Origin of the sequence: Stappia indica (assembly GCF_020177335.1) — a bacterium.
GTDB classification, from domain to species: Bacteria; Pseudomonadota; Alphaproteobacteria; order Rhizobiales; family Stappiaceae; genus Stappia; species Stappia indica_B.
In genome coordinates, this window is record NZ_JAIVMG010000003.1 from 290,409 (window position 1) to 313,877 (window position 23,469).

The window sequence follows — 23,469 nt, forward strand, 5'->3', positions numbered from 1 at the left end:
TCTTACCAGATCCATGGAGACGGTCGGGTAGGCTGTTCAGCGCCGAACGCAGTGCCACAACCCGGCAACCATGAGCGCCATGCCGAGGAGGAAGGTCGGGACAAAATGCTGAAGCGCTTCCCAGTCATCCCAATGCAGGGAGACACCGCCGCAGCCCGTGGGGTTCATGCCGCAGCCGAAGGCGTTGAGCCAGTACCAGGCCGCAAATGTGACACCGAAAATGAGCGCGCCGGAGACGAGGAGCAACACGGCTTTCATGGGGGCCTGTTTCGTTGCGCGCGCCAGGGGCGAAGGCGCTGGAGCGGCGGGCTGGTTCGGGTGGCTAGCTCCAGCCGCCGCCCTTGGTCTTGTAAAAGATGTGCTGGCCGATCTTTTGCAGCCGGGTCATGTAGCGGGCCCAACGCGGCTTGACGTAGGTCGCATGGTAATGGGTCGAGGCGCCGACCTTTTCCAGATACCGCTGGCCGGAGACCGTTTCCCGCGCCACCTTTTGCGCCACCTTCCAGCGCTCGCGATCGTTGATCCGGTCGCGGATGCCATCGCAGGCGAAGGAGAACTGGCAGCGATTGCGCTTTGTGCGGTTCTGGTAGACCACCTTGCAGATGGTCGGCGGGTAGGTGGGGTTTTTCACCCGGTTGAGCACCACCTGGGCAACCGCCACCTGGCCGTTGAGCGGCTCGCCGCGTGCCTCGAAATAGACCGCCTCGGCAAGGCAGCGCTGTTCCTTGGCGGCCAGCACGCTGGCGGGGAGCGGACGTTTGGCCCACCAGAATGGATCGCTGTCGCTGTTGGCTTCGAGCGCGGCCTCTTCTTCGGCCGAAAGCGGCAGTGTGCTGCCGCCGAGCAACGCCTCGAACGGCGCGCGAATGTTTTCGGTCCCTTCGGGCGCATAGGCCGAGGCCAGCGAAACGCTGGTGGCGGCGACATTGCGGGCAATCGCCAGCCGGGTCAGGTCGAGCGGGCTTCTGCCCGTCTGCGTGGCGGCAAGGGCCGTGCCGGTGGTCGGCGCGGATTTGATGAAGGCGACGCGCGGGTTCTGGACCGCGCGGTTCTCGCCGATCAGGCTGGCCATCTGGTAGACGGCGCCGGCGGCAACCCCGACCATCTGCCGGTCCGGGGCCATCGAGACATATCGGTCGCCCTTGGTGGCGCGGTTGACCCTGGTCTTGTCCGACAGGACCCCGGGGGCCACTTCCTTGACGTAGCTCTCCAGCCCGCGCACCACCGCCGGATCGGATCCGGGCATGGCGTTGGTGACGGCATAATCGGGCGCATCGGCCTGGCGCGGGCGGGAGGCATCGGCCAGCACAAGGGTCGGCGCCAGGCTGGAGGCATGCGGTGCGGCCTCGATCGCCGACATCCAGCGCGGGGCATTGGCGCGGTTCGCCTCCATCAGCGCGGCGATGTCCTGCTGGGCGACCGGCAGGGTTGCCAAGAGATAGAAGGCGGGCGCCGAGGTGGCGAGAACACCGATGGCGCGGCCGCGTCTGCGGCTTCGCGGGGAAGCTGATTGCACCGTGCCAAACATACGCGGCAACTCCGGTCCTGGGCGATACGCGGTGACGGCGGGCGGCAAGGGCCCGCCAGACGTGTCAGTGCTTATCCTCCGCTCTTAACCTTGAGAGAGGGTTAACCAGGTCGGAAGTCGGCGGAAACAGGGAAGTCGGTGCGCCGCGCCGCGATAAACCGCGGCGAACAGGGTTAATGGCTGTGCTAAGATTTGGTGCAACTGGCTGCGCTGGCGTTGTTTTTTCTGTCGAAGACAAGCGCTTCAGAAGGCGCAGGAGGCTTCGAACCGGCATTCGCGCCCGCCGGTGGGATGGCGCAGGGTGAGGCTTTCGGCGTGCAACTGCAGACGCGGCGCAGCGTCCAGCGCCTCCGGCCCGGCGTAAAGCCGGTCGCCGAGGATCGGATGGCCAAGGCTGAGCATATGCACCCGCAATTGATGCGAGCGGCCGGTGAGCGGGAACAGGCGCAGGCGCGTCGTGCCATTCTCGTGGGCAAGCACCTGCCAGCGGGTCTGGGCCGGTTTGCCCCGTTCATGATCGACCATCTGCCGCGGCCGGTTCGGCCAGTCGCAGATGAGCGGCAGGTCGATCTCGCCTTCGCTTCCCGCTACCTCTCCCCAGACCCGGGCGATATAGGTCTTGGAGAGCTTGCGCCGTTCGAACTGCAATCCCAGATGCCGCTGCGCCGCCGGGTTCATCGCCATCACCACCACCCCGGAGGTGTCCATGTCGAGCCGATGCACCAGACGCGCTTCCGGCAGGCGTGCCCGTGCCCGGGTCTCCAGACAATCGGCCAGTTCCGGCGCCTTGCCGGGAACGGTCAACAAACCACTCGGCTTGTCGAAGACGACCAGATCCGCGTCCTGATGCAGGATCGTCAGGAACGGCTCGCACGGAGGTGCATAGACCAGGGGAGGGAGGGCAGCGGACGACATGCCGTCCCTTTACCGCGCCCGGCCGCCCACGCGCAATGCACCATGTGCTTCCACCCCGCGCGCAGAGGGCTTTCTGCTTTCCCGCGCGGTCAGCGGGTCTCGCCGGCGGGAAAGATCATGCAGGTTTCCACACCATGGGCGATCAGCTTGCCGTTCTCATCGACGAGCCGCGCCTCGGAGGTGGCCATGCGCCGGCCCCGATGCAGCACCGTTCCGTCGCAGATGACCCGGCCGCTGGTCTGAAACAGCGGGCGGACGTTGTTCACCTTGAATTCTATGGTGGTGTACCCCTCGCCGGGCTGCAAGGTGGTGTGAACCGCGCAGCCAAGCGCGGAATCCAGGATGGTGGCGATCCAGCCGCCATGTACCATGCCCATCGGATTGTAATGGGCAAAGCCCGGCTCGCCCTCGAAGCGGGCGCTGCCGTCCTCGACCTCGGTCAGGATGAAATTCATGGTCTGGCAGATCGGTGGTGCGGGGAAGCGGCCATCGAGCATCGCCCGAAGCATGGCAAGGCCGGTCATGGTCGCGGTTTCGGCCCGATCGGCCAGCCCGAATGTCCGCTCCTGAAAATCCATCTGTCATGCTCCCGGTTTATGCGTGTATCAGCACATAATCACGAGCCGATGTGCAAGGCAATGGCCTGGCGAAGCAGGGAGGTGATGCGAAGGTTCCATAAAATAAGTGCTGATGCACGGAAATCGCGGCCATGCTAGCATGCGCCATGAGCAACGATCTCTTGTGTTCCTGTCACCGGCTGCGCCGCGCCGGGCGCGCGGTGACCCGCCTTTACGAACGGGCGCTGGATGGCAGCGGCGTGACCATCTCGCAATTCGCGGTGCTGGCGGCGCTGGGCGAAGGGCACGCGCGCAGCGTGTCGGAACTTGCACGGCTTCTGGGCAGCGATCGCACCACCATGACCCGGACGTTGGAGCGCCTTCTCGCCGCCGGTCTCTTGCGGGAGGACCCTGGCGAGGATCAGCGCGAGCACCGGGTCATGCTGACCGATACGGGGCGGACGGCCTTTGCCGGAGCGGTCGCTTGCTGGCGCCGGGCGGAAGGCACGCTCAACCGGGCGATGGGGCCGGAACGGCTGGCCCTGTTGTGGCAGTTGCTGGAGGAGGCGGAAACGGCGACGCGAAGTTTCGATCCGTCCCGCGCGGCGCGCAAGGCGCGAGAAGAGCTGTAGACGGGGGCGTAGCCGGGCTATCGGCCGCCGACCCGCAGGCCGAGCGCCGGGCGCTCCTTCAGCACCTCCCGGCGGAAGCGGAACAGCGCCGCTGGCCGGCCACCGGTCTGGGTCGAGGTCTCGCCCGTGGGTTCGACCAGCTCGGCCTTGTCCACCAGACGGCGGAAGTTCTGCTTGTGCACGTGGCGCCCGGAAATCGCCTCGACGCAGCGCTGCAGGTCGGTCAGCGTGAAGGTGCGCGGCATCAGTTCGAACACCACCGGGCGGTATTTCAGCTTGGCGCGCAGGCGGGAGATGGCAGTTGCCAGGATCCGCCGGTGGTCGTAGAGCATCGCCTGGCCGAGTGGCGGCAGGCAGGGGCGCTCCAGCGCCGCCGGGCGTCCGTCGCGCCGCGCCTCGGCAAGAAGGCCGGCCTCGAACAACAGTTCGAACCGGTCGAGCACCTTTTCCTCGTCCCAGATCCCGTCCTGAATGTCGAAGGCCTGATGCATCCGGTCCTCGCGGCTTTGCGCGCGCGGCGGGCTGCCCGCCGGCACCGGTGCGGCCACCCAGCGCTCCAGCGCTGGCAGGATGTGCTCGGTGACGATGCCCGGGCAGCCGGAGCGCCAGTCCTCCCAGGGGAAGAAATCGTACCAGGAGCGCCAGGTGGCGTTCTCGCGCGCCAGCGCCTCTTCCGATTCGCTGGTTTGCCGCGCCAGCGCCAGATAGCCGACCGAGACCACATGTGGGCCTTCGTCGCTGTGGATGTGATGGCGGCCCCGATCTCCGAAGGTGTAGAGCTGTTCCACATAGCCGAGGGTCAGCGCGGTCTGTTCCTCCACCCATTCGCGCAGGCCGATCTCGAAGGTGCGATGACGCTCCGGGTCGAACGGACCGAAAGGCAGGGACGGTGCCTGCTGGGCAACCGGTGTCGCCACGGTCAGTACCAGCGGCTGCGGGTCATCGACCGCGACGATCACCGCGTTGAGGCCAATCTCGATCATCGGCCGGTCAGCGCTCCACCCCGGCCACAGGGACCGGTTCCAGCGGTACGGTGAACGGGGTCCCCTGGAAAGCGTCCGCGCCCCGGCCAATCGCCCTTATGCCGTCGATCATCCGGCCGTCCCGATCGAGCAGCCGGTCGGCGATCGCCACCAGCCGGGCATTCGGCGTCGCCGAGGCGGAGGCCGAACGCAAGGCTGCCGCCAGCCCGGCCTCGCAGGCATCGGGCCGCAGGGCACAGGCGGTGATGTAGGCGGCTGCCGTGGAGCGGCTGATGCCGGCAAAGCAATGGATCACCATCGGCGTTGTCCCGTCCCAGTCGGCGACGAAGTCGAGTAACTGGCGCACATGCGCCTCTCCGGGCGGGGTCATGCCCTCGGCCGGGGTGGTGATGTCATGGAAGGACAGGAACAGATGATCGTCTTCGGCGATTTCCGGCGGTCGCGGCACCACCGTTCCGGCGCTGATCAGGGTCACCAGCCGGCGGGCGCCGGTAACCCGCACCGTTTCCGGCAGATGCGCGAGAGAGCAAACGGTGATCATGGCGAGGCCTCCGTATCGGCGATGCTGTCGCAAGGTAGCAGGTCTGGCGTCTGGCGTCTGGCGTCTGGTGCCGGGCGCTGGGGATCTGCTGCGGTCTTCCGTGTCTCACCGGCGCGGTGTCTGGGTCGCGCGTGCCTGTTCGATCTCGGTGAAGCGAGCGAGAAAACGTGCCTGGGCCTCCGCAGGAGGCAGCGGGGCGAGGCCGAGCCTCGGCGCGCCTTGCGGCCCGTCGTCGAAGCCACGCGGCCGGCCGAACAGGCGCCCGGCCTCCCGGTCGTCGAATCCGGCCAGTTCGACCGCTTCGAAATAGGCGGAAATCATGTCGGCGCGCTTGGCCAGGGTCTTGACCGTCTTTGGTGTCTCCGCCGGCAGGCCGAAACGCAGGTGAATGGCGCCCTGAAGCCGCGCCTCGATCTCCTTGTAACTGCCGCCCATCACCGTCTTGAAGGGCGAAATCATGTCGCCGATCACATACTCCGGCGCGTCATGCAGCAGCACGACCAGGCACCAGTGCGGCGGCAGGTCCGGCTTCAGCCGCCGGGCCAGCTCCTCCACCAAAAGCGAATGCTCGGCCACCGAGAAGGCGTTGTCGCCGATGGTTTGTCCGTTCCAGCGGGCGACGCGGGCGAGCCCGTGGGCAATGTCCTCGACCTCGATGTCGAGCGGCGAGGGATCGAGCAGGTTGAGGCGGCGGCCGGAGAGCATTCGTTGCCAGGCGCGGGGTTCGGTCGATTTCATGGAGCCCGTTCGTGTGATCGCGTCGGTGGGAAGCGTGGTCGGTCTCGGCCGCCCATGTCAATCGTCGGCGGACGCTGTCTCCGGCCAGGTGAACCGGGCAAACTCGGGCAGGGCGAACCGGAGCGCGACGCCGTCTGCGGCAACCGTCGTGCCGGCGGCCTGAGCTGCCGCCACCCGGTCGAGACGGACAAGGGCGAGCCCTCGCGTGCCATCGACGGAACCGAGCGTGCCAACCGGCTTTCCGCCGGCTTCAATGGTGCTGCCGGAGGCGGGGAGCGCGGTGTCCGAGGTGACCTTGACGATGCGCCGGCGCGCGGTGCCGCGATGCTGCATCCGGCTCACCACTTCCTGACCGATGAAACAGCCCTTGTCGAAGGCAACGCCGTTCAGGTCGTCCATATCAACGTCATGCGGGAAGACATCGCCATAGGCAAAGTCGAACGGCGCTTCGGGAACGCCAAGGGCGATCCGGTGCCGGCGGTAGGCGGCGGCGTCCGCCGTCGTCTCTGCGAAGGGAGAGCCATCGCCGGACGCGGGCACGACGGCCCTCTGTCCGAGGGTGGCAAGCCGGGGATCGGCCCCATGGGCAAGGGCGCTGTCCGGCGCAGTGACCTCGCCGCCCCAAAGGGCCAGAACCGCCGTTTCCGCGCTGATATCGGCGATCTCCACCTTGCTCCGCAGCCGGTAGAAGGTCAGCCGCTTGACCAGATCGCCGGCGGCGGCGCGCGGCAGGTCAAGCAGGTAGTCCTCTCCCTGGCGGAAAATGAGGAAGCCGAACAGGATCTTGCCCTGGGGCGTCAGCAACGCGCCCGTTCCGGCGCCGTTCTCCTCGATCCGGTCGAGATCGCAGGTCAGGAGATTTTGCAGGAACCCGCGCGCCTCCGGCCCGCCGACCCGCACCACGCCCCGGTCTGCCAGATGCGCGATCTTGCCCATGCCCATGCGTTCCCTCCGTCCGTGTCCGTCCGTCGTTTCAAGGCTGTAAGCGACATAGGCCGGATCGACGGGTGCAACAAGGGGGGCGAACCGGGTTATCCGCCGATCCGGCGCGGAGGGCTTTGTTTCAGGCCGGATCAAGAACCGGCGCTGTCGCGCTGTGGCTGGGGGAAAGGTCGGCCAGCCGCGCCCGGGGCGGGATCGGCCGGATGGTGAAAAGGCGGGGAATGCGCTGGGTGTCGGCGTCGCTGGCCAGCGCCATCAGTGCCTCGATCTGGTCGCCGACCCGGCGATGGGTCTCGGTCTCGATGCGGATCCGCCGCCAGACATGCCGCTGGATGACAAGGTCCAGGCAGGCCTTCAGCTCCCCGATCAGGAATTCGAGATCGAGGGTCGGCAGGCTGAGATAGCTTCGCAGCTCATCGAAGACGGTCTTCAGCACCGCCGCATAGGCCATCTGTTCGGCTGAAGGACGCAGCTCGTTGATATCGAGGCACTGGATCTGTGCTTCCTCCCGGGCGGTTTCGATGAAAGCGGCGATCTCCGCCGCCGAGGCGGTGATGGTGCCATCCTCCAGCGACAGCTGGCGCATCAAGAGGGCAGCTTCGAAAATATCCAGAATGCGTCGGGACAACAGATGCACCAGCTGGCGCAGGGCCTGTTCCTGCGCCGGATGACACTCCACGAAGTTCATCTCGATGATGTCGAAAAGGCCTGCCTCGAAGGCTTCGCCGACCTTGCGCAGACAGGGCGTGTGCTCCAGCAGCGCATTGACCGCCGGAAGGGCGTCGGCCTCGATCGGGCAGTCGCTCATGCGGATGTCGTCGATGTCGGTGAACAGATCCGGGACCGGCAGGTTTCTGATGGCTTGGGTGGTGAGCACGGTGATCTCCATCGCGGACCTGGCGACCGCGTTTTGCAAGGTCTGGTTGTTCGGGTTTCGGGCCGGGAGGGGCCGATGCGGAAAAGCATTCCGAATCGCGCCCTGAGTCGCAACGTTGAATTGTAATTCGAAAGGCAAGTTTTTTCTTGTGACCCTGTTGAACACCTGTGGATGAGGGCTCGTGCGGGCGCTGTTGCCCCCGCATTCGCTCCGCTCGACCTGTGATGGCGATCACTGCGATGTGAACGCTGGCGCGGCATCTAACAATGCGGGCTAACCAGAGATTCACCGGTCGCCGCTAGGGTTTCCCGGACCGTCGGCGTGTACCGAGTAGGATGGGTGTGAATATGATCGGACTGATTTCGAACGGAGCGCATCTTCCGCGCGGCAGGATCGTTTTCGGAGTGGCGGCCTCGATGACGATGCTCGCTGCGCTGCTCGCCCACACGCCGGCACAGGCCCGCGATGCCGGCCAGTTGACGCCGGTGGCCGGTCAGAGCGCGCCGGTGATCGCGCCGGATGATCCGTTGCAGGTGATCGTTTCGCTGAAGGAACAGCGTCTCGATGTCTACCGGGGCACCCGGCTGATGGAGAGCTCGCGCATTTCCTCCGGCAAGCGCGGTTACGGTACGCCGACCGGCGTGTTCAGCATTCTGGAAAAGCGCCGCAAGCATTTCTCCAACATCTACGACAATGCCCCGATGCCCTACATGCAGCGTCTGACCTGGTCGGGCATCGCCCTGCATCAGGGGCGGGTGCCGAATTATCCGGCCTCCCACGGCTGTGTCCGCCTGCCGGGGAAATTCGCCAAGCGGCTGTTTTCCCTGACCGAGCGCGGCGCCCACGTGGTGGTCACCCGTGAGTTGACACAGCCGGTGCCGATTTCCCATCCGCTCCTGCCGCAGCCGGCGACGCGCGCGACCGAGGTTGCCAGCCTGGATGAGGCGGTGGGAACGACCGGAGCTTTGCGCGGGGCGCTTGACGCAGGCAAGCCGGCCGCGGTCGCCGCGCTGGTCGTTGAGAAAGAGCGGGCCGCCGAGGAGCCGCGCGTTCCCTTGCGCATTCTGATCACCCGGACCGACGCCCGCGAGCGTCTGCGCGACATGCAGCGCCAGCTTCACCGGCTCGGTTATGCGCCGGGGCCGATCGACGGGGTGATGGGTCGCCGTACCCGCGAGGCTCTGCGCCTGTTCCAGGAAGGGGCCGACCTGCCGGTGACCGGTGAGCCGACCGACGTGGTGTTGCGTGCGCTCTATGCCGAGGCGGGCGAGCCCGGGCCGGCAACCGGCAAGCTCTACGTCCGGCGCAAGTTTCGCGAGCTCTATTCGGCCAATGTGGTGCTGAAGGATCCCGACGCACCGACCGGCACCCATATCTTCACCGCGCTGGGGCCGGATGCGTCGGCGAAGGAGGGGGCCGCGCCCATGCGCTGGATGCAGGTGACGGCGGCGGAAACTCCGGGCGCGAGCGTTGCAACCGTGCTCGACCGAATCGAACTCTCCGACGAGACGCGCGCCTTCCTGGGTGCCCGGCTGGTGCCCGGAACCTCGCTGATCGTTACCGACCGGCCGTTTCGCCTGCACTCCGGCCTCGGGACGGATTTCGTCGTCACCACGCGGCAATAGCCGGGCTTTGCCCAGAATGTCGTTCCTGCTCATGGGCATGTCGGCAATTGACATGCACCATGGCAAGAAAGCAGGTTGTCTTTCTAGGGGCCAGACTCATAGATGAGGCTGACATGGCATGGGAAATGGCAAGAGGCTGCGAGGAAGGGCGTGCGGAGCGGGCTTGTTGCCCGGTCAAACGCGCTGACGACGCAGGGTGAAGCCATTTCCATGTCCTGAAGGATTTGACCGGATTGCGCTTGCTCATGCGTCGCGAAAGGCTGGAAAATGAACCACATTTCCTGCGCTTCCGCTTCTTGATCAGGAGCAATCCGCCTCAAACCATTTCAAGCTCATTTATGAGTCTGGACCCTAGGGTATCACGATGCAGCCAGTGCTGGTTGGTTCGATCATCCCCAAAGGAGGCAGCACAGTGTTCAAGACGATTCTGATCCCCGTCGACCTTGCTCATGTGGATGGGATGCAGCGGCCGCTAAAGGTCGGGGCGGATCTTGCACGGCTCTATGGCGCCTCGCTTACTCTTGTGGGAGTTACGGCGGGAACCCCGAGTCCATTGGCGCATTCCCCTGAGGAATACAGGGAGAAACTTGAAGCCTTTTCCGGCGAGCAGTCCATCACCTTCGGGCTGCCGATAAAGGCAAAGGCGATGCTGGCTCATGATCCGGCGGTTGATCTCGATGACCGGATCCGCGCGGCGGCCGAGGAAATCGGTGCCGACCTGATCGTCATGGCCTCGCATGTTCCCGGGTTTGCCGAGCACCTCTTCGCCTCGCGCGCCGGCTATCTGGCCGCCCACAGCAGCCTGTCCGTCTTCGTGGTGCGATAGCCGGCTGCGCGGGCGGCGGTGCGGGCGTCAGTCGCCGGCGACAAAATAATGCATGGTGCCATCCGGACCGATGCCGACCCGGTAGAACAGCCAGGTGCCGGTCGCTTCCATCTCCGCAAAATCGCCGGCGGTGACGATCCGGTACATCTCCACGGTCTGCTCACGGCTCAGCCGGTCGAGCGGGAAGCGGGCGAAATACGGCCAGATGTACATTTCCTGCGCCGTGCCCTTGTCGACATGCACATAGCCGGCCTCCAGGATTTCCGTCAGGATCGCGAGTGTCTCAAGGCCCTCGCCATCGCCGGAGGCCGCCTTCAGCGTCTCGACCGGGTCGGTCATCTCGCCGAAGGTCAGGGTCGGCATCAACTCGTTGCCTTCCAGCACCATGCGCAGCCGCTCAAGATCGCCAGAATAGGCGGCCTCCAGCAGTTGCGCCCGCATCCGCGCCACCGGCTTGGGCAGGCCTGCCTCACCATGGTGAACCTCAGGTATGGGCAAGGGCGTGGCGGCGGGGGCTTCCTCGGTGGCTGTGTCGGCGGGCGCGTCCTGCTCGGGCGCGGGTGCCTCCGCGCCCTGAAGCGCATCGGCCGGGATCGGGCTGCCGGTGTCCTCCGGCGGCGAAAGCTGGATGCGCTCGGTGGTGACCGGGGTCGCGGCCCGGGCGATCACCGAGCCGGTGAGGGCGGTAGCGAGGACAAGGGAAGACGCCAGAAGGTGAGGGGACATTCAGCAGGTTCCCGAGTTGATTGGGGAGCGTCAGAAGGCGATGCGGTGACCCGGGTGCGCGCGCACAAAGGTCGGGTCGCGGTCGCAAGGCGACCGCACACTAGATCAATGAACGGTGCAGTGAAAGCGCTTGTCGCGCGCACTGATCGGGCGAGAGGGGTGGAAGCAGGCTGTGGACGGTTGAGCGAGACCGCGAATTTGGGCTATGGCAAGCTCAGGCGTTTCGGCGATGGTTCGCGCATCGAGGAAACGTGGGGCAAAGGGCGAGGCGCACAGCGATATGACATCAGGAAGAGAGTGAGTTTGTTCGATCCGTTTTTCTTCCTGATTGGTGGCGCCATCGGCGTCGCCACCAGCGCGCCCGTCGGGCCGGTCAACATCGCGGCAATCCAGCGGGCGCTGCGTTACGGTTTCCTGCCGGGCGTGCTGGCCGGGCTGGGCGCGGTGCTGGCCGATGGCCTTTATGCCAGCTTCGCCGCCTTTGGCATCACCTCCGTTTCCGACTTCGTGGCCCGGCACAGCGCGCTCATCCAGACCGCAGGCGGCCTGTTGGTGATCCTGTTCGGTGTCCGGGTGCTGGTCGCACGGCCGCATATGGAGGCGGAAAACGGTGGTGCGAGCGGGCTCTTGTCCGGGCTGGCCACCGGCTTTGCCATCACTGTCACCAACCCTGGCGTGGTGCTCGGCTTTCTGGCGATCTTCGGCAGTCTTGGAAAATGGACGCCGGACCCAGGGGACTATGCCGCTGCAGCGGCAATGGTTATGGGGGTTATTGCCGGCGCATTGCTCTGGTGGGTGTTCCTGGCCGCTACCGTGTCCCGCCTGCGGGCGCGGCTGACCGACGAATGGCTTGCCTGGATCAACCGGATTTCCGGCGGGCTGCTGATCCTGTTCGGCCTTGGGTTGTTCGTCCACCTCTTTCTGGAAGCGGCCTGACGCAGCGGTGACGGACGCGGCGGGGCGCCTGTCGGCGGCGCCTGGCGTCCGGCGCGGGTCAGTGCAGCGGGCGGTTCAGGGTGTAGTCGCCGCGCCGGACCCGCTCGGGAAACTCTTCGGCAAGGGCGGCCACCGCTTCCTCACCGAAGCTGGCGACGAGATCGGCGAAAGCGGTAAACAGCGCAGCATGGGAAACCGCTGCCGGGTCGATGCCATCGGCGATGGCTTCGGCGAAGGCTTCATCGATATAGCCGAGCGCCATTTGGCGGATGTCCTGGTCCGAGACCATCTGCTCGTCGTGGTCGATGTCGTTGAGTTCGGTATCTCGCATCGCGATGCCGCCTTCGGTCCGGTGTTGGGGCCGTTCTGGCCCATGAGTCGTGTCTGACCTAGGCGTAGCACGGGCCGGCGAGTCGCCAAACGGATCGTAAACGAAACCTTAATTTCCCCCGGGAATTCTAACCAATATGGTTAACAGGTCACAGTCCGGAGGTGGGAAGGGGCACAAGGTTCAGCGATTGTAGCGGGTGGTGACCGTGCGCACGAGCGCGCTGCCTTCCTCGATATAGCGGGCGAGGGCCACTTCGGCAGCCGGTGTGCAGCGGCGATAGACGGAGGAAAAGCCGCGATAGCCCTGGTTGAACCGCTCGATGAACCGCCGCTCGCGGTTCGCGTCCCGGGTTTCCGCATCGAGCAGGGCGCGCATCTGGTCGCGCCACAGGGGGCCGTCGGTGGCGCCGCAGAGCGGACGCAGATAGTGCAGGGCGCCGAGGATCTCCGAAAGACGCATCAGGTCCGCTTCATAGGGTGGGTCTTCCGCCGCCGGTTGGGCGCTGACCGATGGGGCAAGAACGAGCGGCGCAAGCACGAGCGCGGCGGCCAGGGACGCGGTGAGAAAACGCAAGGGCGCGAAGGGGCGAAGCGTGCGCAGCATGGGGCGAAGATGCGTCGGTTGGCGCGGCAAGGCAAGGGGTGGTGCGGCTTGTGCCCGGATGATGTGGCGGTCGCCGCGACCGCCGTCGCCGATCAGCGGGGCATCAGCCGCCGGATGCGTGCGGCGGTGCCCGGCGTCATCGGCAGTGCGTCGAGGGCATCGAAGCTGACCCAGCGGGCATCAAGGGCATCGTCGCCGGCCTGAAGCTGGCCGGCCGGATGCCGCGCGCGAAACACGGCAATCACGAAATGAACGCCCGCAAGCGTGGACCCCGCCTCGTCCTGCACGGGCGGCGGCAGGAGTTCGACCAGATCGGCGGGAGCGGTCTCCAGGGTCGCGGAAAGCCCGGTTTCCTCGCGCAGCTCGCGCAAGGCGGCGTCGGCGAGCGATTCGCCGAAATCGACACTGCCGCCGGGCAGGCTCCAGTGGCCTTGATAGGGCGGCTTGCCGCGCTGGACGAGCACGACCCGGTTCTGGTCATGGCACAGCACGCTGACGCCAAGCTGGGGGCGAAGGATCATGGCACCCGACAAATCATGCCGCGCGCTCCGGGGCAAGCGATCAGGCGAACAGGGCGTCGATCGCGTCCTGCGCTTCCGTATCCTCGGTGCCATCGGGGATTGCCTCGCCGTGAATGATGGCACTGGCGCTGGCGATCAGCGGCCGCACCTCTTCCACGGTCTCATGCGCCACCTGCTCGGCGATCAGGCGCACGTCCTCCGCCGATCGCAACCGACCCTGCTTCTCGCACACGGCGGTATCGAGGGTGGCGACCACATCGCGCAAGGCGCGGCGCACCGGCACCGGCGCGGCGCGAAACGCCTCGATGGCCAGATGCTTCTCGGCGAAGTTGGAGGCCTCGAAATGCGCTTCATAGCTGAGCGGCTGCCATTCCAGCACATCCTCGGCGCATTCGGGCATGTCCGGCAGCATTTCCAGGAGCATCACCACTTCGTTGAAGTGGTTGAGGTAGTCGGTAGCAAGGCCGGTGCGGGGGTTGATATTGGCGGCAGTGAGACGCTCCGCCGTCAACTTGCCTTCTCCCAATGTGGAACACGCCTGATCCATTGCCATGCCTCTTGGAATTTCCATCCCTGTCAGTTTAGCTGAGGTACGGTTTCGAATTGGCTAACCGGATGTCAGAACGGGGAAATCCGTCGCGGCAACCTGTGGTGTGGCTGCGGAGTGGGTGCAATGTGTGGACGCTATAGCCTGACGGCAACACCGGAAGAGGTGCGGGCATTCTTTGAGTTTGTCGAGCAGCCGTGGTTCCCGCCGCGCTACAACATCGCACCGACCCAGCCGATTGCCACCGTGCGCTTCGCCCATGGGGCACGGCATTTCGCGCTGGTGCGCTGGGGGCTGGTTCCCGGCTGGGTCAAGGATCCGGCCAGTTTCTCGCTGCTTCTGAACGCCCGGGCGGAAACGGCGGCGGAAAAGCCGTCCTTTCGGGCGGCCATGCGCCATCGCCGCTGCCTGATCCCGGCCAGCGGCTTCTACGAATGGTACCGGCCGGATGCAGGGCCGAAACAGCCCTACTGGATCCGTCCGAAGGCGGGCGGGCTGGTCGCCTTCGCAGGGCTCTACGAGGACTGGTGCGACCCGGATGGCGGCGAGATCGAGACCGGCGCGATCCTGACGGTTTCCTCAAACGCATCCATTGCGCCGATCCACCACCGGATGCCGGCGGTGATTGCCCGGGAGGATTTCGCCACCTGGCTCGATGTGGGCGGGGTCTCTGTGCGCGAGGCGCAGGCGCTGTTGAGGCCGGCACCGGAGAGCCTGTTCGAGGCGGTGCCGGTCGCCACCCGGATCAACAGTGCCCGCGATGACGATCCGGGACTGCAAGCGGCGGCCGATCCGGTGGTGGCACCGCCGGAGGAAAAGCCGCGCGAGGCGGGCGCGAAAAAAGGCAAGGGCGCGGCCAGGTCTCCCGCCGCGCCCTCGTCGCAACTCGATCTGTTCTGACGGGAAGCTCTCCCGCCCGGCTCAGCCGGCGATCTTCGAGAAATCCGCCACCGTGCGCGTCGCCTCGCGGATTTCCGCGAGCAGCCGCAGCCGGTTGAGGCGAAGGTCCGCGTCATCGGCATTGACCAGAATATCGTCGAAGAACCGGTCGACCGGGCCGCGCAAACCGGCCAGCGCCGTCATCGCCCCGGCGAAATCCTCCTGGCCGAGCGCTTCGCGCATTGCCGCCCGGGCGGTGTCGATGGCCGCCGCGAGGGCAATTTCCGCCGGCTCGACCAGGTGGTCGGCATGGGGCGCGCCCTCGATGGCCGCCCTGTCCTTCTTTTCCTCCGCGCGCAGGATGTTGGCCGCGCGCTTGGTGCCGGCCAGAAGGTTGGCGCCATCGTCGGTGGCCAGGAAGGCGCCAAGCGCCTCGACCCGGCGGACGATCATGAGAAGGTCGTCCTGACCGCCGAGCGCGAACACCGCGTCGATCAGGTCGTGCCGCGCGCCTTCGTCCTTCAGATGCACCTTCAGCCGGTCGGCGAAGAAGGCGAGAAGGTCGGCATAGAGCGCCTCGCCCTGCGGGACGCCGGGTTCGCCGGCGGCCGAAAGGTGCGGGGTCGTGGCAGTGCGCAGCCAGTCGGTGAGTTTGAGCCGCAGCCCGTTTTCCAGCACGATGCGGATCACGCCAAGGGCGGCGCGGCGCAGGGCGTAAGGGTCCTTGGAGCCGGTCGGCTTCTCGTCGATGGCCCAGAACCCGGTGAGGAGATCGAGCTTGTCGGCAAGCGCGACCGCAATGGCGACCGGATCGGTGGGCACATCGTCGGACGGGCCCTGCGGCTTGTAATGATCCTCGATGGCAATGGCGACGGAGGCATCCTCGCCTTGCATCTGCGCATAGGTGCGGCCGATCTGGCCCTGTAGTTCCGGGAATTCATAGACCATCTGCGTCGGCAGATCCGCCTTGGCCAGATGCGCCGCGCGCACCGCCTTGTCCGGATCGGCGCCAACCAGCGGCGCCAGCTCCCGGGAAAGCGCCTCAAGCCGCTTCACCCGCGCGCCCTGGGTGCCGAGCTTTTCGTGGAAGACAACGCTGTCGAGCTTCGGCAGGCGGCTTTCCAGCGGTGCCTTCAGGTCCGTGTCCCAGAAGAAGCGGGCGTCGGAAAGCCGCGCCCGGATCACCTTCTCGTTGCCGGCGATGACGGTCTTGCCGCCATCCACCGCCTCGATGTTGGAGATGGCGACGAAGCGGTTGGAGAGCTTGCCGGTCGCCGGATCGCGCAAGACGAAGCATTTCTGGTTGGCGCGGATGGTCAGGCGGATCACCTCGTCCGGCAGTTCAAGAAACGCGTCCTCGAAGCTGCCGACCAGCACCACCGGCCATTCGACGAGACCGGCGACCTCTTCCAAGAGCCCTTCGTCCTCGACCAGTTCCAGCCCCAGTGCCATCGCCCGGTTGCGGGCGTCATGGGCGATGATGTCCTTGCGCCGGTCGGCGTCGAGCACGACCTTGGCCTTGTCCAGCTTGTCGGCGTAATCCTCCAGCCGGCGCACCTCGAAGGCGTCCGGCGCCAGGAAGCGGTGGCCGCGCGTCACGTTGCCCGAGCGGATGCCGTCGACCTCGAAGGGCACCACTTCCGGCTCCTCGGTCTCCGGACCGAAAGTCGCGACGATGGAATGCAGTGGGCGCACATAGCGCATGGTGCCTGTGCCCCAGCGCATGGACTTTGGCCAGGGGAAGTTGCGGATGATCTCCGGCATCGCCTCGGCGATGATCTCCTCGCTCGGCCGTCCGGGGCGCTCGATCACGGCGACGTAGAAGTCGCCCTTCTTCGGGTCGGAGGCGACCTCCGCCTGATCGAGGCTCTCCAGTCCGGCCCCGCGCAGGAAGCCGGCGACCGCCTTTTCCGGCGCGCCGACGCGCGGTCCCTTGCGCTCTTCCCGGGTCGGATTCGATCCGGCGGGAAGGCCTGCCACATGCAGCGCCAGCCGGCGCGGGGTTGAGAATGCCTTGGCACCCTCATAGGTGAGGCCGGCCTCCACGAGGGCATCGGTGACTTGCGACTTCAGGACTTCCGCCGCGCGGCGTTGCATCCGGGCGGGAATTTCCTCGCTGAACAGCTCCAGGAGAAGATCAGGCATCGGGGGCGTCTCGAACGGTTGGGTGAGGGACGCGCGGGCGGGCGCGGCGGATCACGGATGGCGCATCCGGCACGGCAACGGCAATCGCCGCTTCGGATGCTGTCCCGGGTCCGTTAGCAAGGCGAGGGGGAAAAGTCACCCCCGCTTGGGGGCGCCCGGGCTCAAAGGGCAAGAAAAAGGCGCAGGATGATCGCGTTCGCCAGGTCGGTGAAGAAGGCCGCGACCAGCGGCAGGATCAGGAAGGCGCGAGGAGCGGCGCCGAAATGCTTGGTGACGGCGGTCATGTTGGCAATGGCCGTTGGCGTCGCGCCGAGGGCAAAGCCGGCATAGCCGGCGCTGAGCACCGCCGCCTCATAATCCCGTCCCATCAGCGGAAACACCACGAACAGGATGAAGAGGGCGGCAATCGCCACCTGCGCGGCCAGGGTCACCAGCATCGGCCCGGCAAGCCCGGCGATGGTCCAGAGCTGGAGGCTCATCAGCGACATGGACAGGAAGATGCCAAGCGCCAGATCCGAGACGACGGCAAGCGAGCGGCTGTGCGCCGGCCAGGTCAGGGTTTTGAAGAACACAGGGACCGTATTGGAGAGCAGGATGCCGCTGAACAGACAGACGACGAACAGCGGCAGGTCGAGCCCGGCCGCAGCCAGGATTTCCTGAAGCAGGGCGCCCAGCACAATGGTGAGGTTCAGCACCAGGATGGTGCCCATCAGCCCGGTGTGGGTCACGGCGGCGTAGGATTGTTCGTCCCGCTCAAGGCCGATGGTCGGCACCTGATGGATCTCGTCCCCTGGGACGGCACCTTTCCTGTCGATCAGGTAACTGGCGATCGGTCCGCCGAGCAGGCTGGCGGTGATCAGGCCGAGGGTCGCCGTCGCAGCGCCCAGTTCGATGGCGCTGGTCACGCCATAGTTCTCGCTCAGGGTCGGCCCCCAGGCAATGGCGGTGCCATGACCGCCGATCAGCGAGACCGTGCCGCCGATCAGGCCATAGGCGATCGGCTGCCCGAATGCCGCGGCGGCGGTGACCGAGACGATGTTTTGCAGCACCATGTAGCCAATGGTCAGCCCCAGCAGGATCAGCAGCGGCAGGCCACCTTTGGCAAGGTCGCCGAGCCGGGCGTTGAGGCCGATGGAGGTGAAGAAGTAGAGCAGCAGGAAATCGCGGGCGGCGAGCGAGAAGGTGATCTCGCCGAGCCCGGAAAGGTGGGCAACAAGCACCGCGCTGGCGACCAGCATGCCCCCGGAGACCGGTTCGGGAATGTTGTAGCGGTTGAGGACCGGAATGGTTCGGTTGAGGTGGATGCCGAGGAAATAGACGATGATGGCGAGGTTGAAGCTGGCGAAATCGCCGATGGTGATGGTGTCGCCGCTCATCCGTGCCCGCGCCTTTCCAGTTCTCGCCGCCACTCACATTCATCGCCCCGCCGTCGCCATCCATGCAGCGCGGCGGTCGATGGGACCATCCTACCAGCCGCCGCCGCCGCCGCCACCTCCACCGCCGCCGGAAAAGCCGCCGCCGGAAGAGCCCGAACTGGAGGACTTGGGCGCGGGCAGTGAGGAGGAGAAGGAGCCGGACATATCGCCGAGCGTGCTGCCGAGGGTTCCGGTGATGTCGCTGCTGTCGAAATCGCTCCCGCTATAGAAGTGGGGGCTGTAGTGCGCGGCCTGTGCGGCGCCGGCTGCCGAGGCCAGCCAGGTCTGGAAGGCCGTCGCCCAGGGCTTTTCCACCCCGAGCGCCACCGCGTAAGGCAGCAGCGTTTCGAAATGCGACGGGCTCATGGCCGGAGCGCCGGCCATGTTGAGCCGGTCCTTTTCCGCCACGTTGAGATACATCTTCAGTCCTTCGATCTCATCGAGCACCTTGCGGCCAAGCGCCGTCGGCGCCCCGAGCAGCCAGCCGAACATCAGGTTGATGGCGATCAGCGCGACGGCGATCAGCGGCAGGATCGGGATCTCGCCGTCTTGCTGCAAGAGCATCCCCGCGCCGATCAGGTTGCCAGCACTGAAGAGGGTAAAGATGAGGAGCGCGAGGACAATGCGCGTCACGATCCCCCGCGCGCGCCTGGCTGCCCGACCGATGTTGATGGCAACCATCACAACCACGACACTGGTCATGATCGCCGGCACAAGCACCGAGATCTGGTCATAGCTGAGCCGACCAAAGGCGAGCAGGGCAAAGATGGTGCCGACACTGAGCGCGATGCCGGGGATCAGGTAGAGCCGGTTCTTCTTGAAATACCGCTGCCGGGTCTCGCCCTCGATGGCGCTGCGGAAGGAGGTGCCAAGCTTCTGGACCGCCTTGCCGTTCGCCTTGTTGAGCGTCAGCGCGTCTCCACGCGCATCCAGCCATTTGGCGATGGCCGCTTCGCCGTGTGGAAGGTCCTTGGTGCGGCCCCGGCCATTGGCGGGGCGTTCAAGGGTGAGATCGCCGGCAAGGTTCTCCAGATGCAGCCGCCCCTTGACCGCAAGGCTGAGACAGGCGGCAGACAATGCGCCCCAGCCGCCATCGCCGAAGCCCTTGTTGGCGATGTAGTTGGTGAGCGCCGGGGACAGCCCTGCGGGAGGCTCGAAGCGGGGGAAGATCACGCCGGCGGGTGGATCCCGCCCGACCGACCACCAGGCCCAGAGGTAGTAGCCCAGCACCAGCAGGACGCCGAAACCGCCGAGGAGCTGTGCCCGGTAATCGAGGAAGAAATACCCCAGCTGCTCGTCAGTGCCTGGCTGGGCGATGCTGCCGACCGGCAGGGTCACCACGACACTCAGCCCTTCGCCAGGGCCAAGAGGCTGCGTGGCGGTGAAAAGCACGCTGCGTCCGCCGTCTTCCGTACGGGCGGTGAACGCCTTGCCGGTCGCGCCATAAGCCCCGGTGTAGCCGTCCGTTTCCAGCGCCGAGGTTCCCTCGGGCAGGATGATCCGCGCAGCCGCCCGGTCGATGGGGAACGCCCATTCGTTGCCGGTCGCGTTCCAGTAGATCTCGTCATGCGTGTCGAAGAACCGGACAAGCCGGGTCAGCCTGTAGACGATGCGATAGGTGTGTTCCCCCCGGGAAAGAAGCGTGTTTTCACTGCCGATGTAGATCCGCACGCCGTCGCCGCCGTGGTTGACCGAGGAGCCATCGGGGACGCCGTCCCGCTCAACGGAAACCAGCTCGAACCCGGCCTTGTGCCGGCGCCCGTCGCCGCCTTCGAAGGCCAGGGGCAGGTCACGGAAGATGCCACGCCGGATCTGGTTTCCCTCGGCGCGGGCCTTGATCACCTCGGTGACGGTGAAGGTGCCGTCGGCGGCAACGTCAACGGTGGAGCTGAAGGACAGAATGCGCTCGTCGGCCTGGGCGAGCAGGGTCGACAGCAGCAGCAGAACGCCTGTGACCAGAAGCGTGGCGAGGGGAACGGCAGGGCGGAGAGAAGCAGAGATGAAAGGCATGATCGGTCAGAAGTCGACCTTGGGAACGGCGCGTTCGCGGGCGTCCTCGATCTCGAAATAATCCTCATGCATGAAGCCGAACTGCCTGGCGACCAGGTTGGAGGGGAAGCTCTCGACCATGACATTGAGGGCGCGCACGGCGCCATTGTAATAGCGGCGGGCCATTTGCAGCGCCTCTTCCACCTTGTCGAGGGAGGCATGCAGGTCGCGAAAGCCGTCATTGGCCTTCAGGTCCGGATAGGCCTCGGCAACGGCGAACAGGCGTCCGAGCGCCTGGGACAGCATCCCTTCCGCCTGCGCCCGTCCGGCAACGTCATCGCGCGGCAGGCCGGCGGCGCGCGCCCGCATCTCCGTCACCTCGTCGAGGGCGGCCCGCTCATGGGCGGCGTAGCCCTTCACCGTCTCGACCAGATTGGGAATGAGGTCGGCGCGGCGCTTCAACTGGACGTCGATGCCGCTCCAGCCCTCGCGCACCATCTGCCGTTTCCGGACAAGGCCATTGTAGAGAACAACGAGATAGAGGCCGGCGGCAACAATGGCAGCCAACAGGATCAGGGACGTCATCGGTAACCACTCTCCGGGTCGGTTTGGCGCGATCCGCCGTCCGGAGCGGGACGACGCGGCAAGACGCTAGACTTTGGCCGCGACTTTGTCACGACCCGAGACTCAGCTCGCCGCAGTCTTTTCTGAATGATCAGCCAGAGGCGCCGGCCGGGGCGGCGGCGCGCGCCCTCAGCCCAGGTAGCCGACGCCGCCGGCTTCTGTTTCCAGGAAGGCCGCGCCGCAGGCCTTGGCCAGCTCGCGCACCCGCAGGATGTAGCTCTGCCGTTCGGTGACCGAGATCACCCCGCGCGCATCCAGCAGGTTGAACGCATGGCTGGCCTTGATGCACTGGTCATAGGCCGGCAGCACCATCTGGTGCACCTTGGCGCCGGCCGCGTCGCGGGCCTTGGCGCCCGCCTCCAGCAGCCGCCGGCATTCCTCTTCCGCGTCCTTGAAGTGGCGGAACAGCATGTCCGTGTCGGCATGCTCGAAATTGTGCCGGGAATACTCCTGCTCGGCCTGAAGGAACACATCGCCATAGGAAATGCGCTCAGCGCCTTCGCGGCCGTTGTAGTTCAGGTCGTAGACGTTATCGACGCCCTGAATGTACATGGCCAGCCGTTCGAGGCCATAGGTCAGCTCGCCGGAGACCGGCGCGCATTCGAAGCCGGCCACCTGCTGGAAATAGGTGAACTGCGACACTTCCATGCCATCGCACCAGCATTCCCAGCCAAGGCCCCAGGCGCCGAGCGTCGGGCTTTCCCAGTCGTCCTCGACGAAGCGCACGTCATGCAGCGCCGGATCGAGGCCGATGGCGTAAAGGCTTTGCAGGTAAAGGTCCTGCAGGTTCGCCGGCGACGGCTTCATGATCACCTGGAACTGGTAGTAGTGCTGGAGCCGGTTCGGGTTCTCGCCATAGCGGCCGTCCGTCGGCCGGCGCGAGGGCTGCACATAGGCCGCCTTCCACGGGCGTGGGCCGAGCGAACGCAAGGTGGTCGCCGGATGAAAGGTGCCGGCGCCGACTTCCATGTCATACGGCTGGAGCACGGCGCAGCCCTGATCCGCCCAGAAGCGCTGCAGGGTGAGGATCAGTCCCTGAAAGGAGTTTTCGGGGCGCATGTGCGGGGCGACCGCTTCGCTTGCCATGATGTGGTGTCCTTGCCGCTGCCGGAATTTGCCGGTCCCGGAAAGGGCCGGGCCGTCGCTGCCGTCTGGTGCCACTATCGCCCGGCGCCGTCAAGACGGGCAGGCAGCGGAAACACTCGTACCGGGCGGGGCTATGGGGATGCCGTGACGCGGACCGTCCGCAAGCGGGCGAAGGCTCCGGCCTGTGCTGCGCGTCACATCCTCAAATCTTCCGTTACGGCAGTATTGGGTGGCAGGGAAGGCCGGCCACCAGAAACCGACCCCAGATCACGGAGCGAGAAGATCTGAACGGGTGGTTCGTTCAGCATAGATCCGGAGGGAAGCGACATGACCGATCTGCGTCGACTGACACTTTTGAGCCTTGTCACCGTTTCGATGGTGATTGCCGGAAGCCAGGCCATGGCTCAGAGCAGCACGAGCGGCGGAAACGGCGGTGGAACGGCCTCGGCCGGGACGGATCAGGGAGCATCCGTCGATGGCAGCAGCGGCGGCGGACGTCGTGGCTGGGGGCCGAAGAGCAGCGTTGCCGGTCCGATCCTCTGTGCCACGCCGAGCTGCATGGCCGCTGCCGCAGCGGTCACCCATGTCCCGGGCAAGCCGCGTCGGCCCGTGCGCCCCCGTCCGGTGCGGCTGAAGCTGGAGGAAGGATGCAGCAAGATCCGCTACGTCTATCCCAACGGCACGGTGATCATCCAGTCCGATTGCCCGCGCCCGGTGCTCGGCACCCATCAGTAACCGGGCCGTTCATGAGACTTTCGAGAACGGGGGCGCCAACTGCGCCCTCGTTTCCGTTTGCTGGTGACATCCGAAAGATCGTGCCGCTCAGGCCGCCGGCGTGTTCTGGCCCTCTGCCTCGTCGTGATCATGCACATGGGGGCTGAGCGACGCCTGCCGCTCCCGCACCGCCTGGAGGATGATCTGGAAGGCGGAGGACAGGAACAGCCCGGCCATCAGCCCGGCAACGATCAGGTCCGGCCAGCCGGTGCCCGTGCCCCAGACCCCGAGGGCCGCGGCCATCACGGCGATGTTGCCGATGGCGTCATTGCGCGAACACAGCCAGACCGAGCGCACGTTGGCGTCCCCGTCCTTGTAGCGCATCAGCAGTCCGACACTGGCAAGGTTCGCCGCCAGCGCCATGAAGCCGATCACGCCCATGACCTCCGCCTGGGGAACGCCCAGCACCAGCACCTGATAGAGCGTCGAGCCGAACACCCAGAGCCCCATCAGGAGCAGGCTGAGGCCCTTGGCAAGCGCCGCCGTGGTCCGCACCCTGATCGAGGCGCCGATCACCGCCAGCGAAATGCCGTAGGTCAGCGCATCGCCGAAGAAATCGAGCGCGTCGGCCTGCAGCGCCTGCGACTTGGCCATGTGACCGGCCACCATCTCCACCGCGAACATGCCGGCGTTGAGGGCGATGACGATCCACAGCCGGCGCTTGTAGTCCGCCGATAGCCCTTCGAATGTCCCGTGATCGTGTCCGCAGCACGCACCCATTCCTGTCTC

26 protein-coding genes are annotated in these 23,469 nt (G+C 66.2%); 6 read left to right on the forward strand and 20 right to left on the reverse strand.

Annotation, left to right across the window (positions count from 1 at the left end; translation table 11 throughout):
- Positions 1-36: 36 nt before the first annotated feature.
- The 4 genes from LC062_RS05695 to LC062_RS05710 all read right to left on the reverse strand — a co-directional run bounded on the left by LC062_RS05695 (position 37) and on the right by LC062_RS05710 (position 3,021).
- The gene (locus LC062_RS05695) at positions 37-258 is read right to left on the reverse strand and encodes a hypothetical protein (protein WP_224910062.1); all 222 of its coding nucleotides are present in this window, start codon (positions 256-258) and stop codon (positions 37-39) included.
- A gap of 64 nt (positions 259-322) precedes the next feature.
- A complete protein-coding gene (locus LC062_RS05700; RefSeq protein WP_224910063.1) occupies positions 323-1,528 on the reverse strand; it encodes a cell wall hydrolase in 1,206 nt (401 codons plus the stop codon).
- 243 nt (positions 1,529-1,771) lie between these two features.
- Complete coding sequence (locus tag LC062_RS05705) at positions 1,772-2,443, reverse strand: pseudouridine synthase (protein WP_224910064.1); 672 nt, start codon at positions 2,441-2,443, stop codon at positions 1,772-1,774.
- An 89-nt stretch (positions 2,444-2,532) separates the two neighbouring features.
- Positions 2,533-3,021, reverse strand: coding sequence for a PaaI family thioesterase (locus LC062_RS05710; protein ID WP_224910065.1), 489 nt, complete (start codon positions 3,019-3,021; stop codon positions 2,533-2,535).
- Between the two features lie 131 nt (positions 3,022-3,152).
- On the opposite strand from LC062_RS05710, the gene LC062_RS05715 reads away from it, so the two are divergent.
- Positions 3,153-3,632 carry a MarR family winged helix-turn-helix transcriptional regulator gene (locus LC062_RS05715; protein WP_224910066.1) on the forward strand — a complete coding sequence of 160 codons (480 nt, stop codon included), beginning with the start codon at positions 3,153-3,155 and terminating at the stop codon, positions 3,630-3,632.
- Positions 3,633-3,649: 17 nt separating this feature from the next.
- Here the strand turns inward: LC062_RS05715 and LC062_RS05720 are convergent, their stop codons facing one another.
- The 5 genes from LC062_RS05720 to LC062_RS05740 all read right to left on the reverse strand — a co-directional run bounded on the left by LC062_RS05720 (position 3,650) and on the right by LC062_RS05740 (position 7,713).
- Positions 3,650-4,615, reverse strand: a complete 966-nt coding sequence (locus tag LC062_RS05720) for an NUDIX hydrolase (RefSeq protein ID WP_224910067.1) — start codon at positions 4,613-4,615, stop codon at positions 3,650-3,652.
- A 7-nt stretch (positions 4,616-4,622) separates the two neighbouring features.
- Positions 4,623-5,156, reverse strand: a complete 534-nt coding sequence (locus LC062_RS05725; RefSeq protein ID WP_224910068.1) for a tyrosine phosphatase family protein — start codon at positions 5,154-5,156, stop codon at positions 4,623-4,625.
- 105 nt (positions 5,157-5,261) lie between these two features.
- On the reverse strand, positions 5,262-5,894 hold the full coding sequence (locus LC062_RS05730; protein ID WP_224910069.1) for an HD domain-containing protein: 633 nt from the start codon (positions 5,892-5,894) through the stop codon (positions 5,262-5,264).
- A gap of 57 nt (positions 5,895-5,951) precedes the next feature.
- Complete coding sequence (gene ygfZ, locus LC062_RS05735) at positions 5,952-6,836, reverse strand: CAF17-like 4Fe-4S cluster assembly/insertion protein YgfZ (protein WP_224910070.1); 885 nt, start codon at positions 6,834-6,836, stop codon at positions 5,952-5,954.
- Between the two features lie 121 nt (positions 6,837-6,957).
- A complete protein-coding gene (locus tag LC062_RS05740; protein ID WP_224910071.1) occupies positions 6,958-7,713 on the reverse strand; it encodes a hypothetical protein in 756 nt (251 codons plus the stop codon).
- Between the two features lie 416 nt (positions 7,714-8,129).
- On the opposite strand from LC062_RS05740, the gene LC062_RS05745 reads away from it, so the two are divergent.
- Positions 8,130-9,338 (forward strand): L,D-transpeptidase family protein, encoded by a 1,209-nt coding sequence (locus LC062_RS05745; protein ID WP_224910072.1) that lies wholly within the window; start codon positions 8,130-8,132, stop codon positions 9,336-9,338.
- Positions 9,339-9,702: 364 nt separating this feature from the next.
- Complete coding sequence (locus LC062_RS05750; RefSeq protein WP_224910073.1) at positions 9,703-10,164, forward strand: universal stress protein; 462 nt, start codon at positions 9,703-9,705, stop codon at positions 10,162-10,164.
- A 27-nt stretch (positions 10,165-10,191) separates the two neighbouring features.
- Here the strand turns inward: LC062_RS05750 and LC062_RS05755 are convergent, their stop codons facing one another.
- Positions 10,192-10,890, reverse strand: a complete 699-nt coding sequence (locus LC062_RS05755; RefSeq protein WP_224910074.1) for a hypothetical protein — start codon at positions 10,888-10,890, stop codon at positions 10,192-10,194.
- A gap of 303 nt (positions 10,891-11,193) precedes the next feature.
- On the opposite strand from LC062_RS05755, the gene LC062_RS05760 reads away from it, so the two are divergent.
- Entirely contained in the window at positions 11,194-11,826 is a 633-nt protein-coding gene (locus LC062_RS05760) for a LysE family translocator (protein WP_224910075.1), read from the forward strand.
- Between the two features lie 58 nt (positions 11,827-11,884).
- On the opposite strand, the gene LC062_RS05765 is transcribed toward LC062_RS05760, so the two are convergent.
- The 4 genes from LC062_RS05765 to LC062_RS05780 form a co-directional block, all read right to left on the reverse strand.
- Positions 11,885-12,157, reverse strand: a complete 273-nt coding sequence (locus tag LC062_RS05765) for a hypothetical protein (protein WP_224910076.1) — start codon at positions 12,155-12,157, stop codon at positions 11,885-11,887.
- 180 nt (positions 12,158-12,337) lie between these two features.
- Entirely contained in the window at positions 12,338-12,760 is a 423-nt protein-coding gene (locus tag LC062_RS05770) for a TIGR02301 family protein (protein WP_224910077.1), read from the reverse strand.
- Between the two features lie 92 nt (positions 12,761-12,852).
- Complete coding sequence (locus LC062_RS05775; RefSeq protein WP_224910078.1) at positions 12,853-13,281, reverse strand: NUDIX hydrolase; 429 nt, start codon at positions 13,279-13,281, stop codon at positions 12,853-12,855.
- A gap of 40 nt (positions 13,282-13,321) precedes the next feature.
- A complete protein-coding gene (locus LC062_RS05780; RefSeq protein ID WP_404829688.1) occupies positions 13,322-13,828 on the reverse strand; it encodes a hypothetical protein in 507 nt (168 codons plus the stop codon).
- A gap of 126 nt (positions 13,829-13,954) precedes the next feature.
- Here LC062_RS05780 and LC062_RS05785 point away from each other — a divergent pair, with 126 nt between their 5' ends.
- Complete coding sequence (locus tag LC062_RS05785) at positions 13,955-14,728, forward strand: SOS response-associated peptidase (protein ID WP_224910080.1); 774 nt, start codon at positions 13,955-13,957, stop codon at positions 14,726-14,728.
- 21 nt (positions 14,729-14,749) lie between these two features.
- Here the strand turns inward: LC062_RS05785 and glyS are convergent, their stop codons facing one another.
- The 5 genes from glyS to LC062_RS05810 all read right to left on the reverse strand — a co-directional run bounded on the left by glyS (position 14,750) and on the right by LC062_RS05810 (position 21,939).
- Complete coding sequence (gene glyS, locus LC062_RS05790) at positions 14,750-16,852, reverse strand: glycine--tRNA ligase subunit beta (protein ID WP_224910081.1); 2,103 nt, start codon at positions 16,850-16,852, stop codon at positions 14,750-14,752.
- A gap of 161 nt (positions 16,853-17,013) precedes the next feature.
- Positions 17,014-18,228 (reverse strand): sodium/glutamate symporter, encoded by a 1,215-nt coding sequence (gltS, locus tag LC062_RS05795; protein WP_224910082.1) that lies wholly within the window; start codon positions 18,226-18,228, stop codon positions 17,014-17,016.
- Between the two features lie 90 nt (positions 18,229-18,318).
- Positions 18,319-20,277: a DUF2207 domain-containing protein gene (locus LC062_RS05800; RefSeq protein ID WP_224910083.1), complete on the reverse strand. Its 1,959-nt coding sequence runs from the start codon at positions 20,275-20,277 to the stop codon at positions 18,319-18,321.
- Positions 20,278-20,283: 6 nt separating this feature from the next.
- Positions 20,284-20,841 carry a LemA family protein gene (locus LC062_RS05805; protein ID WP_224910084.1) on the reverse strand — a complete coding sequence of 186 codons (558 nt, stop codon included), beginning with the start codon at positions 20,839-20,841 and terminating at the stop codon, positions 20,284-20,286.
- 168 nt (positions 20,842-21,009) lie between these two features.
- Positions 21,010-21,939 carry a glycine--tRNA ligase subunit alpha gene (locus tag LC062_RS05810; RefSeq protein WP_224910329.1) on the reverse strand — a complete coding sequence of 310 codons (930 nt, stop codon included), beginning with the start codon at positions 21,937-21,939 and terminating at the stop codon, positions 21,010-21,012.
- Positions 21,940-22,293: 354 nt separating this feature from the next.
- Here LC062_RS05810 and LC062_RS05815 point away from each other — a divergent pair, with 354 nt between their 5' ends.
- Positions 22,294-22,701: a hypothetical protein gene (locus tag LC062_RS05815; RefSeq protein WP_224910085.1), complete on the forward strand. Its 408-nt coding sequence runs from the start codon at positions 22,294-22,296 to the stop codon at positions 22,699-22,701.
- Positions 22,702-22,788: 87 nt separating this feature from the next.
- Here LC062_RS05815 and LC062_RS05820 read toward each other — a convergent pair whose 3' ends face one another.
- The gene (locus LC062_RS05820) at positions 22,789-23,460 is read right to left on the reverse strand and encodes a cation transporter (protein ID WP_224910086.1); all 672 of its coding nucleotides are present in this window, start codon (positions 23,458-23,460) and stop codon (positions 22,789-22,791) included.
- Between the last annotated feature and the right edge of the window lie 9 nt (positions 23,461-23,469).

Coding starts and splice junctions, on each gene's coding strand:
- LC062_RS05695 (WP_224910062.1), bottom strand. CDS start 258: ATGAAAGCCGTGTTGCTCCTCGTCTCCGGCGCGCTCATTTTCGGTGTC.
- LC062_RS05700 (WP_224910063.1), bottom strand. CDS start 1,528: ATGTTTGGCACGGTGCAATCAGCTTCCCCGCGAAGCCGCAGACGCGGC.
- LC062_RS05705 (WP_224910064.1), bottom strand. CDS start 2,443: ATGTCGTCCGCTGCCCTCCCTCCCCTGGTCTATGCACCTCCGTGCGAG.
- LC062_RS05710 (WP_224910065.1), bottom strand. CDS start 3,021: ATGGATTTTCAGGAGCGGACATTCGGGCTGGCCGATCGGGCCGAAACC.
- LC062_RS05715 (WP_224910066.1), top strand. CDS start 3,153: ATGCTAGCATGCGCCATGAGCAACGATCTCTTGTGTTCCTGTCACCGG.
- LC062_RS05720 (WP_224910067.1), bottom strand. CDS start 4,615: ATGATCGAGATTGGCCTCAACGCGGTGATCGTCGCGGTCGATGACCCG.
- LC062_RS05725 (WP_224910068.1), bottom strand. CDS start 5,156: ATGATCACCGTTTGCTCTCTCGCGCATCTGCCGGAAACGGTGCGGGTT.
- LC062_RS05730 (WP_224910069.1), bottom strand. CDS start 5,894: ATGAAATCGACCGAACCCCGCGCCTGGCAACGAATGCTCTCCGGCCGC.
- ygfZ (WP_224910070.1), bottom strand. CDS start 6,836: ATGGGCATGGGCAAGATCGCGCATCTGGCAGACCGGGGCGTGGTGCGG.
- LC062_RS05745 (WP_224910072.1), top strand. CDS start 8,130: ATGACGATGCTCGCTGCGCTGCTCGCCCACACGCCGGCACAGGCCCGC.
- LC062_RS05750 (WP_224910073.1), top strand. CDS start 9,703: ATGCAGCCAGTGCTGGTTGGTTCGATCATCCCCAAAGGAGGCAGCACA.
- LC062_RS05755 (WP_224910074.1), bottom strand. CDS start 10,890: ATGTCCCCTCACCTTCTGGCGTCTTCCCTTGTCCTCGCTACCGCCCTC.
- LC062_RS05765 (WP_224910076.1), bottom strand. CDS start 12,157: ATGCGAGATACCGAACTCAACGACATCGACCACGACGAGCAGATGGTC.
- LC062_RS05770 (WP_224910077.1), bottom strand. CDS start 12,760: ATGCTGCGCACGCTTCGCCCCTTCGCGCCCTTGCGTTTTCTCACCGCG.
- LC062_RS05775 (WP_224910078.1), bottom strand. CDS start 13,281: ATGATCCTTCGCCCCCAGCTTGGCGTCAGCGTGCTGTGCCATGACCAG.
- LC062_RS05780 (WP_404829688.1), bottom strand. CDS start 13,828: ATGGATCAGGCGTGTTCCACATTGGGAGAAGGCAAGTTGACGGCGGAG.
- LC062_RS05785 (WP_224910080.1), top strand. CDS start 13,955: ATGTGTGGACGCTATAGCCTGACGGCAACACCGGAAGAGGTGCGGGCA.
- glyS (WP_224910081.1), bottom strand. CDS start 16,852: ATGCCTGATCTTCTCCTGGAGCTGTTCAGCGAGGAAATTCCCGCCCGG.
- gltS (WP_224910082.1), bottom strand. CDS start 18,228: ATGAGCGGCGACACCATCACCATCGGCGATTTCGCCAGCTTCAACCTC.
- LC062_RS05800 (WP_224910083.1), bottom strand. CDS start 20,277: ATGCCTTTCATCTCTGCTTCTCTCCGCCCTGCCGTTCCCCTCGCCACG.
- LC062_RS05805 (WP_224910084.1), bottom strand. CDS start 20,841: ATGACGTCCCTGATCCTGTTGGCTGCCATTGTTGCCGCCGGCCTCTAT.
- LC062_RS05810 (WP_224910329.1), bottom strand. CDS start 21,939: ATGCGCCCCGAAAACTCCTTTCAGGGACTGATCCTCACCCTGCAGCGC.
- LC062_RS05815 (WP_224910085.1), top strand. CDS start 22,294: ATGACCGATCTGCGTCGACTGACACTTTTGAGCCTTGTCACCGTTTCG.
- LC062_RS05820 (WP_224910086.1), bottom strand. CDS start 23,460: ATGGGTGCGTGCTGCGGACACGATCACGGGACATTCGAAGGGCTATCG.